The organism is Mycobacterium sp. (genome assembly GCF_035314905.1).
Lineage (GTDB): Bacteria > Actinomycetota > Actinomycetes > Mycobacteriales > Mycobacteriaceae > Mycobacterium.
In genome coordinates, this window is the sequence record NZ_DATFYW010000217.1 from 1 (window position 1) to 11157 (window position 11157).

Below are 11157 nucleotides of genomic sequence, written 5' to 3' on the forward strand. Positions count from 1 at the left end.
AGCTGCCGCACGGTGTGCGGCATCAGCCCTTCGCCACACGCCTTGTCCACGGGCCCGCGCCGCCGTTCCACGACGACCACCTCGAGCCCGGCCCGCGCGGCGTGCAACGCGGTCGCCAGCCCCGCGGGGCCGCCGCCGGCGACAAGCAGATCGATCACGTCAGGCTCGTCAGCGCGGCGTTTTCGACCCTGATCCGCGTCCTCAGCAGCGCGGCGTTGAGCACCGAGAAAGCCAGGGCGGTGACCCAGGCGGTGTGCACCAGCGGGAGCGCCGCCCCCTCTGCGGCGACGGCGACATAGTTGGGGTGGGACACATACCGGTACGGCCCGGAGGCCACGCGCGCCGCGCCCGGGACGACCACTACGCGGGTGTTCCACTGCCGGCCCAGTGTGGCGATACACCACCAGCGCAGCCCCTGGGCGGCCAGCACGATGGCCAGCATCGGCCAGCCGAGCGCGGGAATGAACCGCCTGCGCAGCCCGATCGCTTCACCCAGGCAGCCAACCAGCAGCCCGGTGTGCAGGATGACCATGGCGGGGTAGTGCCGCGCACCGAACTCCGTACCGCCGTGGGCCCGACCCCAGGCCAGGTTGCGACGGGAGATCACCAGCTCGGCCGATCGCTCCACGCCGACAGCGACGACGAGCAGCACGTAGGCGCGCATGTGATTCAGTGTGGACTCAGTGCCAGCGCATCAGCACGAGCTCGGAACAGAATCCGGGTCCCATCGCCATGAGCAGCCCCGGACCGCCTTGCGGGGGGCGTTTGGCGATGGTGTCGCGCAGAACATGCAACACCGACGCCGACGAAAGGTTGCCGACCTCGGCGAGCGAACGCCACGTCAGATCCAGCGCGTCCTCCGGCAGGCCGAGGGTGGCGACGATCGCGTCGATCACCTTGGGTCCGCCGGGATGGCTCACCCAGGCCCCGACCTCTTCGATGGTCAGGCCGTGCTCGGCCAGGAACTTGCCGACGTCATCCCCCAGATACCGCTCGACAATCGTCGGCAGGTCGGGGGCCAAGACCAGTTGGAAACCCGAGCCACCGACATGCCAACCCATCGTGCCCAGCGAATCCGGGTACAGACGGCTGCGCGAATCGATGATGTCAGGCCCTGCCGCACCGATCCGCTCGGCGCGACGCTGCCCGACCGCCACCACCGCCGCGGCCCCATCGCCGAACAGCCCACTTCCCACCAGGAACGCCATCGTCGGCTCGGCACCCGGATACGTCAGCGAACACAGCTCTATCGACACCAGAACCGCGACATCGTCGGGCGCGCCACGCAGGTAATCGTTGAGTCGCGCCACCCCGGCCGCGCCCGCCACACAGCCCAGGCCAAAGATCGGCACCCGCCGCACGTCGGCACGCATGCCGAGCCGGCCTGCGATGCGAGCATCCAACGACGGCACCGCCACGCCGGTGACCGTGGTCGAGACGATCACATCGACATCCTCGGGTCGCAGTCCGGCCTCCTCCAGCGCACCCGAGATCGCTTCGCACCCAAGCTCCACCGCGTGCTCGATGAACAGGTCGTTGGCCTCGCCGAATTCACTCAGCTTCGGGTAATCCTCCAACGGCAACACCAGGTGACGACCGTTGACCTTTGAACTGGTGTGAAGCCGCCTGGCGATGTCCTCGAACCCCTCGAACCCAGGCCACCGGACAAACGACTCGGTGATCTCATCCTGCGGATAGCGATGCCGCGGCAGCGCACCGCGCACGGCTGCAATAACGCTCATAGGTCCCACCTGGTGGACACGGATACCTACGCCTTTCGGTTCAATGTCGAGGTCGGCGCGTCCACGTTATCGACGGCCACCCCGCCGGGGCATGATGAACGCTGCTTCGATGCATCGGTCAGACACGGCCCATCGGTGATACCCAAGCGCTGGTGCAGCCACACCAGCGGCCCGGGCGCCCACCACGTCCACGTGCCGAGGACGTGGATGAACGCCGGGACCAAGACCATCCGCGCCAGGGTGGCGTCGACCAGCACGGCCAGCGTCAGCCCGAGGCCGAACATCCTCATGAAGGACACGTGGGCGGCCATCAGTGCCGCGAACGAGATCGACATCACCAGAGCCGCCGCCGTGATGACCCGACCGGTGCGGGCGAGGCCAAGCGCGACGCTCTCGTCGTTGTCCGCCCGGGTCCTCACCCGGTCTGATGTCGCCGGCCCCGCGGCTCCGGAGGACAGCCAGAACTCGCGGATTCGCGAGATCAGAAACACCTCGTAGTCCATGGACAGCCCGAACGCGATGCAGAAGAGCAGTACCGGGATGTTCGCGACCAGCGTCCCGGTCGACGTCGTGCCGAACGCGCCGAGATGACCGTCCTGGAATATTCAAACCATCGCGCCGAACGCGGCCGTCAGCGACAGGACGTCCAGTATCAGGGCTTTCAACGGAAGCACCACGCTGCCGGCAGCATGAACAGCAGCCCGAACATGATCGCGCCGATCAGCCCCAGAACCACCGGCAGCCGCGACGTGACGGCATGGACGCTGTCCCGATTGATCTGCGGGTGGCCGATCGCAATCGTGTTCGAGCAGCGGCGCTGAGGGGGCTAGCCGAGGGCTAGCCGGCCAGTGGGGCGAGTAGTCCCTTCAACGTGCGGGCATTGTTGACCGCATGACCGAAGCCGTCGTTGTTGAAGTACACGAGCACCCTGCGTCCCTGTTCGTGCCATTCGATGGCCCGATCAGCCCACCGCCGCAGCTCGTCGTCGGAATATGAACCGGCATAAAGGCTTTCGGAACTCGGGCCGTGCATGCGGACGTAGACCACATCACTGGTCGCACGGAGCACGCAGGGTAGACCGGCACCGCTCATCACGACATATGCGGCCCGATGCCGGTCCAGCAGCGCATAGACCGCGGGGTCGTCCCACGACGGATGTCGCAATTCCAGCGCGACCGGTATCCAGTCCGGCATGCAGCCGAGGAAGTGATCGAGCCGTTCGTCATCGCGCTCCAGCTCGGGATGCACCTGCACCAACAGCACCCCGGCCCGATCATCGAGTGCACGCCAGCATTGCTCGAACCGCTCGACCCAGGGCTCGGGCGACTTGAGCCGCCGGAAATGCGTCAGGCCGCGATGGGCTTTCACCGACATCGTGAAGCCCGTCGGCAGCCGCTCTCGCCAGCCGGCGAACGTCGAGTCCGCGGGCCACCGGTAGAAGCTCGCATTGAGCTCCACCGTGTTGAATTCCTCGGCATAGCGGGCCAACCGCGCCCCCGGCGACAACCGCGGTGGGTAGAGCACGCCGACCCAATGGTCATAAGACCAGCCCGACGTGCCGATCCGAACGCTCATGCGGCGGAGTCGGGCTCGGTCAGGTCTTCGATGTCGGGCAGCGGCCGTCGGCAGATCTCGTGCGCCTCATCAGCGCGGGCGCGCATCTTCCGGCGTTCGAGTCGGTTCTCCGGTCCGCCGGTGCCGTCGGCCACCGGATCATACTAACAGGCATCCTCACTTATGAGGATTTCATCAGATGATTGGTGCGGGTTATTTCGGCTCGAGAATCCTGGCGTAGTCGGTCCCGCGGGCAACCCAGGACTGCAGCTGACGCTTGGTCTTTACCCCGTCGAGGTCGACCCGCAGCCAGCCGCGGGCTTCGCGCCCGGCCATCACCATCGGGCTGACATGCCGCCGCTGCGCCAACTCGTCCGTGTCGTCGGGCGCAACCCGCACCAGCAGTCCGCCCCGCCCGCTGGCGGCCACGGCCATGTTGCCGTTGATCAGGAACGCCAACCCGCCGAACATCCGCTTCTCCTTCACACCGCGCTTGGGGCCGAGAAGCTCGCGGATCCGGTCGGCAAGGTCTTCGTCGTACGCCATCAGTCGACCGTAGCGCTGAGCGGCGGCATTTCAGTTCGGCTGTTCGACGCTTTCCGGCGCGGTTCGGTGCCGTTCGGTGCGGTTCGGCGCGGTTCGGCGCGCTTCGGCGCGGTTCGGCGCACCACTCAGTCGTCGGGGTCGGCCTTGACCGACCACGACCCGACCCGGGTGTAGGCCGAATCCGCGTCGTCTGAGCGTCGGTGTCAGGCGGCCGCCGTGGTGACGTCGGCGCCCTCGAGCGCCTGCGCGATGATGTCGGCCACATCGGTCATCGGCTTCACGTCGAGGGCCTCGAGCACCCCGGCCGGCACGTCGTCCAGGTCCGGCTCGTTGCGCTGCGGAATGAAAACCGTTGACAACCCAGCACGTTGCGCGGCAAGCAGTTTCTGCTTGACGCCGCCGATCGGCAGCACCCGCCCATTCAGCGTGACCTCACCGGTCATGCCCACATCCGAGCGGACCTGCCGTCCCGTAGCCATCGACACCAGGGCGGTCACCATCGTGACACCGGCCGACGGGCCGTCCTTCGGCACCGCGCCCGCAGGGACGTGGACGTGGATCTTGCGGTCCAACGCCTTCGGGTCGACGCCCAGCTGCTGGGCATGCGAGCGCACGTAGGACAGCGCTATCTGCGCCGATTCCTTCATCACGTCGCCCAACTGGCCGGTGAGCTGCAGGCCCGGCTCACCGTCGGTGGAGCCGGCCTCGATGTAGAGCACATCGCCGCCCAGGCCGGTCACCGCGAGACCGGTCGCCACACCCGGCACGGCCGTGCGTTCGGCCGACTCCGGCGTGAACCGCGGCCGGCCCAGGTAGCCGACCAGGTCGGGCTCGTCGATCACGACGGGACCGGGGTCCTCGGCCAGCTTGGTCGTCGCCTTGCGCAGGGCCTTGGCCAGCAGCCGCTCGAACTGCCGCACACCGGGTTCACGGGTGTAGTCGGCCGCGATCTCGCGCAGCGCGGCCTCGGTGACCGTGACCTCCTCCTCGGTCAGCGCGGCACGTTCCCGTTGCCGGGGCAGCAAGAAGTCGCGCGCGATCGCCACCTTGTCGTCTTCGGTGTAGCCATCGAGCTGCACCAACTCCATCCGGTCCAGCAGCGCCGACGGGATGTTCTCGACCACGTTGGCGGTGGCCAGGAACACCACATCCGAGAGGTCCAGATCCAGGTCGAGGTAGTGGTCGCGGAAGGTGTGGTTCTGCGCCGGGTCGAGCACCTCGAGCAGCGCCGCGCTCGGGTCGCCCCGGTAGTCGGAGCCGACCTTGTCGATCTCGTCGAGCAGCACGACCGGGTTCATCGACCCCGCCTCGCTGATCGCGCGCACGATCCGACCGGGCAGCGCGCCGACATAGGTCCGCCGGTGGCCGCGGATCTCGGCCTCGTCGCGCACGCCACCGAGGGCCACGCGGACGAACTTGCGGCCCAGCGCACGAGCCACGCTCTCGCCCAGCGACGTCTTGCCGACGCCGGGAGGGCCCGCCAGCGCCATCACCGCACCGGAGCCACGACCGCCGACCACCTGCAGCCCGCGCTGCGCACGGCGCGCCCGCACCGCCAGGTATTCGACGATGCGATCCTTGACGTCCCCCAGACCGTGGTGGTCGGCGTCCAGGATCGCCCGGGCCTTCGCCAGGTCGGTCGAATCCTCCGTCTTGACGTTCCAGGGCATGTCTAGCACGGTGTCCAGCCAGGTCCGGATCCAGCCGCCCTCGGGGCTCTGCTCGCTGGAGCGTTCCAGCTTGCCGACCTCCCGCAGCGCGGCTTCGCGCACCTTTTCCGGCAGATCCGCGGCCTCGACGCGGGCCCGGTAGTCGTCGGAGCCGTCCGGTTCAGCTTCGCCGAGCTCCCTGCGGATCGCGGCCAACTGCTGGCGCAGCAGGAACTCCTTCTGCTGCTTTTCCATTCCGGTGCGAACGTCCTCCGCGATCTTGTCGTTGACCTCGACCTCGGCGAGGTGGTCCCCGGTCCAGGTGATCAACGCACGCAGCCGTTCCGCGACGTCCGGCGTCTCGAGCAGCTGGCGCTTCTGGAGGTCGGTGAGGTACGACGCGTACCCCGACGTGTCCGCCAGCGCCGACGGATCGGTCAGCTGGTTGACCACGTCGACGATCTGCCAGGCCTCGCGCCGCTGCAGCATGGCCAGCAGCAACTTCTTGTACTCGCCGGCCAGCGACCGGGTCTCGTCGGTGGGCTGGCTGTCGGCGACCTCGGTCACCTGCACCCACAGGGCGGTGCCGGGCCCGTTGGCTCCGGCGCCTATCTGCGCCCTGCGCTCACCCCTCACGACCGCGGCAGTGCCACCAGCGAAGCGGCCGACTTGCAGGATCGACGCGATCACTCCGTAGGACGGGTAGCGGTCATCCAGACGGGGGGCGATCAGCAGCTTGCCGGAGTCACTCGCACGGGCAGCCTCGACAGCTGTCCGGGCCGCGTCGTCCAGCGCGATCGGCACCACCATTCCGGGCAGCACCACCGTGTCGGCGACGAACAGCACCGGCACCGAGATTGGTTCAGGCATTCATCCTCCAAAGTTAAGTCCGATCGGCTCAACCTTTTGCGGGCGTCATTTGTTCCCGACGTGGCGGGCGGGAGGGGTTCTACGCGACGGTGCGGATTGGTACGGAGTCGGCGGCGAGACGGCCCGGTCGAGCGCGCGAGGGCGGCTATGACCGGCGCACACACCGGAAACCGATGTGGCTCATGCCGGTGTCGATCATCTGTGGACGCCGGGCCGCCGGCCGATAGCGCAGGCAGTAGTTGTCCGCGCAGAGGAACGATCCGCCCTTGATGACCTTCCGGGGAACCCTGAACTGCGGCTGCTGCGGGTCGTAGCTGCCCGCTTCACAGCAGGGGTCGCCGGCCCGGCTGTCGGCATACCAGTCGCACGTCCACTCCCAGACATTGCCCGCCATGTCGAAGAGCCCGTAGTGGTTGGCCGGGTAGCTGCCGACCGGAGCCGTGCGCCCGTAACCGGGATCCGGGCGCCACGGGAAATCACCGTGCCAGTAATTGGCCAGCCGTTGGCCCGACCGCTCGGGTTCGTCGCCCCAGGTGTAGGTCGCGCCGACGAGACCGCCCCGGGCGGCGGTCTCCCATTCGGCCTCGGTCGGCAGGCAAAGCCCCGCCCACGTCGCGTACGCCTCGGCATCTTCGTATGCGACGTGTACGACCGGATGGTCGGCCCGCTTGGCGATTGACGAGGGCGGGCCGGCCGGATGCCGCCAGGATGCACCCGGAGTCCAGGTCCACCACAGATTGATGTGCCGTAGATCCACCGGGCCTTGTGTGCGGGTGAACACCATCGAACCCGGTTGCAGGTTTTCGGCCGGGGCGCCGGGGTAGTGGTCGGGGTTCAGCGGCCGCTCCGCGACGGTCACGTAGCCGCTGGCGGCGACGAAGGTGGCGAACTCGGCATTGGTCACCTGATGGGCGGCGATCCAGAACCCGTCGACGCCGACGGCGCGAGCCGGCGCTTCTTCCGGGTAGTGGCTATCGGATCCCAGCGTCGCGGCCTGGGGCGGGATCCAGACCAGGTCGTCAGTCACGGAAGACGGTCACCCAGTCGTTCTTGATGCTGGCGACGGTCCAGCCCTCCTCGGTCGCCAGGTCCAGAGCCTGCTCGGCCCCCACGGTGTAGTCGAATTCGCGGTCGCCGTCGTCGTGGCGGATGAGCAGCCGCAGCGCCGGAGCATCCGGTGTGCCGGTGTACTGGAGCATCTGGATGTCGCCGTTGGAGTTTCCCGCCGCGAAGATCGGGCGGCGTCCGGTGCGCGCCCATATGCGAACCGGCTTGATCGGGCCGTCATCGAGGAACTCGGGCTGCGCCGTGGTGAACAGGTCGCCGTCGCGGAAGATCAGCCCGACCGAGCTGCCGATCACGCGTTCGGGCGGTATTTCATACATCGCTCCGGTGATCGGCCGCATGAAGTCGCGGCCGCCACCCGAGACTATGTAGGTGGCGAAGCCGTTGGCCTCCAGGTAGCGCAGCAGCTCGATCATGGGCTGGTAGCCGCACAACCGGTACGGCCGGCCCAAAGTGGGATGCTTCGCCTCGGCGAAGAAGGCGGTCACGCGACTGGCGTGCTCGTCGACCGTCACGGCGGCATGGGCCGACAGAATGGCGGCGCCAAGCAGTTTCAGGTCAGTGTCGTTCCCCTGGTAGTGGCCGGTGACCGCGTCGCCAAACCACGTCAGGTCCTGATCCGCAGCCGCGCGATAGGGCTGCTTCTCTCGCAGCGAGGGATCCTCGGCGGACTGCTCGGCCAGCCGTCGGATCAGGAAGTCGAGCTGGATGTAAGCCGGTTTTTCGCACCACAGCGTTCCGTCGTTGTCGAATACGGCGATCCGGGACTGCGGCTCGACGAAGTCGGCCCCCTCGGTCGTGACGCGGCGCACGAAATCGACGATCGCCGACTTCGCGGGCCCATCGTGCCAGGTGTCCAGCATCAGTCCTTGATGAGGAATTCGCTCAGCTCCTCGGCGTCGAGGTGATACAGGTTGCCGAGGAACTCGTCGAATCCGGGCACGGTAGGCAAGTACTTGTTCAAGTCACCCAGGTGGTTCTTGCCGAACTGTCCGGTCGCATAGCCAAGTGGTTTCAGCAGCTCGGCGATCGTGGGGTCGGCGGACAGCCCAGGCATTTTCGCGTCTCCTTCGACCGTGCTCCTACGCCGATCGTAGGCGTGCACACCCCCGCCGACAGGGGTTTTGACGACCCGTCGTCAGCTCGTTACGAGCTCGCGCAGGTCGTTGTTCAAAGACGGGCGCTCGGCTGCGACTCTCGGCTTGCCCGTCGAACAGAGCATCAGAGCTGGAACCGGCGGCGGTTAGCCGGCGCGCCGACGCGAAACCCACCGCGACGTTGCGGGAGAGTGGTCGGCGTGGCCCTGGCAGTGTGTCTGCTCTTCGACCCCCGGTCGGAGCGGGCGGTGCGCGCGCTGTGGGACCGAATCGAGGAGATCGGCGTGCCCAGCCTGCGCTCGCACACCCACGGGAAGCACGTGCCGCACGTTTCTTACGTGGTTCTGCGCAGCTGGGACGAGCCAGCGGTCACCGCGGCCCTGGCCGGCCTGGGAACCGGCAGACCCGTGCACCTGGAGTTCGACGGGGTCGGCCTGTTCCGGAGGGGGCGGACCTGGCTGCTCGCCGGGGTGTGCGCTGACCTGGCCGCACGGCAGCAGCGGGTCGTCGAGGCGATCACCGCCGCAGGGGCCGACCTGCACAAGCACTACCGGCCGGGGGTCTGGGTGCCTCACTGTTCGCTGGCGCCGCGGGTTGCGCTGGCGCAACTGCCTGATGTGGTGGCCGCGGTCTTCGATGTGTTGCCGCTGCAGGCGACGCTGGACCACGCCGCGCTGATCAACAGCGCGACCGGCGAATTCCACCGGTTGCCGACCCTGCCCTAGAGCTGGCTGACGTGGTGGGGCGCCAGCTCGCCCAAGCCGGTCACCCCGAGCAACCGCATCGTTCGGGTGAGCTGGCTTGACAGGATCTCGACAGCCCGCGCGACGCCTGCTTCGCCGCCGGCCATCAGCCCGTACAGATAGGCACGGCCCACGAGTGTGAAGCGCGCGCCCAGGGCGATCGCCGCGACGATGTCGGCACCGGACATGATCCCGGTGTCCAGCAGGATTTCGGTGTCGGAGCCCAGCTCGGCGGCGACACGGGGCAGCAGACGGAACGGTACCGGCGCCCGGTCGAGCTGGCGCCCCCCGTGGTTGGACAACACGATCCCGTCGGCGCCCAGTTCAACGACCTTGCGGGCGTCCTCAAGGGTCTGGATGCCCTTGACGACGAACTTGCCGGGCCACCGGTCCCTGATCCAGGCGAGATCGTCGAAGGTGATCGTCGGGTCGAACATCGTGTCGAGCAGCTCGGCCACGGTGCCCGGCCAGCGGTCGAAGCTCGCGAACGAAACCGGCTCGGTGGTGAGGAAGTCGAACCACCACCGGGGTCGGCGCGTCGCGTCGAGCACCGTTCGCGCCGTCAGGGCGGGCGGGATCGACATCCCGTTGCGGGTGTCCCGCAGCCGGGCACCGGCGACCGGCACATCGACGGTCGTCAGCAACGTGTCAAAACCGGCCTGCGCGGCCCGTTGGAGCAGCGCCATCGACCGATCGCGGTCTCGCCACATGTAGAGTTGAAACCAGTTGCGCCCGTGCGGGTTAGCTTTTTTCACATCTTCTATCGAGGTGGTGCCGAGCGTCGACAGCGAAAACGGGATGCCCGCGCGGCCGGCCACCCGTGCGCCTGCGATCTCACCCTCGGTGTGCATCAATCGGGTGAACCCGGTCGGCGCGATTCCGAACGGCAGCGCGACGGGTCCGCCGAGCACATCCCATCCGGTGGTCACCCGCGACACGTCCCGCAGGACCTGCGGGTGAAACTCGATGTCGCGGAACGCCCGGCGGGCACGGGCCAGCGACAGCTCCGCCTCCGCGGCGCCGTCGGTGTAGTCGAATGCCGCTCTCGGGGTCCGGCGTCTGGCGATGGTGCGCAGGTCTTCGATCGTCAGCGCTGCGGCGAGCCGACGCTTCGTGGAGTCGAACTCCGGCTTCCTGATGCGGATCAGTGGTGCCAGGCTACGGACGTGGGGGAGCCGCCGCTTCATCATTGACCCCTCTAGTCGCCGACGGCGGCCAGCGCCCGCTGCACGCTGGCCCGGCGATCCTCGATTGCGCGGCCAATTTCCTGCAGCAGCACCGGTTTACGCAGTACCAGCGCTTCCATGGCCACCCGTTCGATCTCGAGCACGGTGACCTCCTCGAGCGCGTACGCTCCGGCCAGTACCGGTTGCCGGGTCAAGGTGGTCTGCCCGATGAACGCGCCCTCCTCGAGGGTGCCGACGGGGATCAGCGAGCCGTCGTCGGTGGTGGCGGTGAGCCGGACCCGTCCGGCGACGAGGAAGCTCATCTGGGCGGGCACTTCGCCGGAGTGCTGCAGGATTTCGTCAGCGCCGTAGCGGACGATCTTCGCGTGTGCGCCCAGTTCCTGCTGGTCGGCGGCACTCAGGCGCAGCGTGGGAGCCGCTGCGCGCAGCGCGGTTTCGACGCGGTCCGGGGTGGAGAACTCGTCATCGGCCTCATCGAGGTGCAACGCCTCGCGCCGCGCGGCGTACCACACCCAGCGCAGAAACATCGCGCGGGCGGCCGCGTCGTCGGCCGGCGACTTCAGCCCGATGGTGGTGCGGTATTCGTTGCCGCCGCCGGCCACCGTCACCGGCGCAACGTCGGGTTTGCGTTGCGGAAGCATGCCAGCGGCCCGGTTCAACATCGCGCACACCCGATCGGGCGCATCGGCGGGCGCGAACTTGGT

General features: G+C 68.1%; 12 protein-coding genes and 2 pseudogenes. 1 reads left to right on the forward strand and 13 read right to left on the reverse strand.

Going from position 1 to position 11157, the window contains the following annotated elements; all coding sequences use genetic code 11:
• From VKG81_RS19075 to VKG81_RS19125, 11 genes and pseudogenes are all read right to left on the reverse strand, one after another.
• The coding region (locus VKG81_RS19075; protein WP_324398248.1) for an NAD(P)/FAD-dependent oxidoreductase at window positions 1-158 on the reverse strand (158 nt) is incomplete at its 3' end.
• Window positions 155-664 (reverse strand): isoprenylcysteine carboxyl methyltransferase family protein, encoded by a 510-nt coding sequence (locus VKG81_RS19080; protein WP_324398233.1) that lies wholly within the window; start codon window positions 662-664, stop codon window positions 155-157. The genes VKG81_RS19080 and VKG81_RS19075, both read right to left, overlap by 4 nt.
• 16 nt (window positions 665-680) lie before the next feature.
• Complete coding sequence (locus tag VKG81_RS19085; RefSeq protein WP_324398236.1) at window positions 681-1742, reverse strand: type III polyketide synthase; 1062 nt, start codon at window positions 1740-1742, stop codon at window positions 681-683.
• Window positions 1743-1768: 26 nt separating this feature from the next.
• A pseudogene (locus VKG81_RS19090) lies at window positions 1769-2532 on the reverse strand (MMPL family transporter); the annotation flags it as partial.
• A gap of 47 nt (window positions 2533-2579) precedes the next feature.
• Window positions 2580-3317, reverse strand: a complete 738-nt coding sequence (locus tag VKG81_RS19095) for a DUF72 domain-containing protein (protein WP_324398238.1) — start codon at window positions 3315-3317, stop codon at window positions 2580-2582.
• On the reverse strand, window positions 3314-3451 hold the full coding sequence (locus tag VKG81_RS19100) for a hypothetical protein (RefSeq protein WP_324398240.1): 138 nt from the start codon (window positions 3449-3451) through the stop codon (window positions 3314-3316). Before VKG81_RS19100 ends, VKG81_RS19095 begins: the two co-directional genes overlap by 4 nt.
• Before the next feature lie 58 nt (window positions 3452-3509).
• Window positions 3510-3842, reverse strand: coding sequence for a TfoX/Sxy family protein (locus VKG81_RS19105; RefSeq protein ID WP_324398241.1), 333 nt, complete (start codon window positions 3840-3842; stop codon window positions 3510-3512).
• A 203-nt stretch (window positions 3843-4045) separates the two neighbouring features.
• Window positions 4046-6361 (reverse strand): endopeptidase La, encoded by a 2316-nt coding sequence (gene lon, locus VKG81_RS19110; RefSeq protein ID WP_324398242.1) that lies wholly within the window; start codon window positions 6359-6361, stop codon window positions 4046-4048.
• Between the two features lie 145 nt (window positions 6362-6506).
• A complete protein-coding gene (locus VKG81_RS19115) occupies window positions 6507-7388 on the reverse strand; it encodes a formylglycine-generating enzyme family protein (protein WP_324398243.1) in 882 nt (293 codons plus the stop codon).
• Window positions 7381-8289, reverse strand: coding sequence for an HAD family hydrolase (locus VKG81_RS19120; RefSeq protein WP_324398244.1), 909 nt, complete (start codon window positions 8287-8289; stop codon window positions 7381-7383). Before VKG81_RS19120 ends, VKG81_RS19115 begins: the two co-directional genes overlap by 8 nt.
• 17 nt (window positions 8290-8306) lie before the next feature.
• Window positions 8307-8477: pseudogene (locus VKG81_RS19125) on the reverse strand (arylsulfatase); the annotation flags it as partial.
• 246 nt (window positions 8478-8723) lie between these two features.
• Here VKG81_RS19125 and VKG81_RS19130 point away from each other — a divergent pair.
• Window positions 8724-9248, forward strand: a complete 525-nt coding sequence (locus tag VKG81_RS19130; protein WP_324398245.1) for a 2'-5' RNA ligase family protein — start codon at window positions 8724-8726, stop codon at window positions 9246-9248.
• Here the strand turns inward: VKG81_RS19130 and VKG81_RS19135 are convergent.
• Entirely contained in the window at window positions 9245-10453 is a 1209-nt protein-coding gene (locus tag VKG81_RS19135) for an alpha-hydroxy acid oxidase (protein ID WP_324398246.1), read from the reverse strand. The two genes, VKG81_RS19130 and VKG81_RS19135, sit on opposite strands and share 4 nt — an antisense overlap.
• Window positions 10454-10464: 11 nt before the next feature.
• Window positions 10465-11157: Crp/Fnr family transcriptional regulator (locus VKG81_RS19140; protein WP_324398247.1), on the reverse strand; the 693-nt coding region annotated here is incomplete at its 5' end.

Coding starts and splice junctions, on each gene's coding strand:
- VKG81_RS19080 (WP_324398233.1), bottom strand. CDS start 664: ATGCGCGCCTACGTGCTGCTCGTCGTCGCTGTCGGCGTGGAGCGATCG.
- VKG81_RS19085 (WP_324398236.1), bottom strand. CDS start 1,742: ATGAGCGTTATTGCAGCCGTGCGCGGTGCGCTGCCGCGGCATCGCTAT.
- VKG81_RS19095 (WP_324398238.1), bottom strand. CDS start 3,317: ATGAGCGTTCGGATCGGCACGTCGGGCTGGTCTTATGACCATTGGGTC.
- VKG81_RS19105 (WP_324398241.1), bottom strand. CDS start 3,842: ATGGCGTACGACGAAGACCTTGCCGACCGGATCCGCGAGCTTCTCGGC.
- lon (WP_324398242.1), bottom strand. CDS start 6,361: ATGCCTGAACCAATCTCGGTGCCGGTGCTGTTCGTCGCCGACACGGTG.
- VKG81_RS19120 (WP_324398244.1), bottom strand. CDS start 8,289: ATGCTGGACACCTGGCACGATGGGCCCGCGAAGTCGGCGATCGTCGAT.
- VKG81_RS19135 (WP_324398246.1), bottom strand. CDS start 10,453: ATGAAGCGGCGGCTCCCCCACGTCCGTAGCCTGGCACCACTGATCCGC.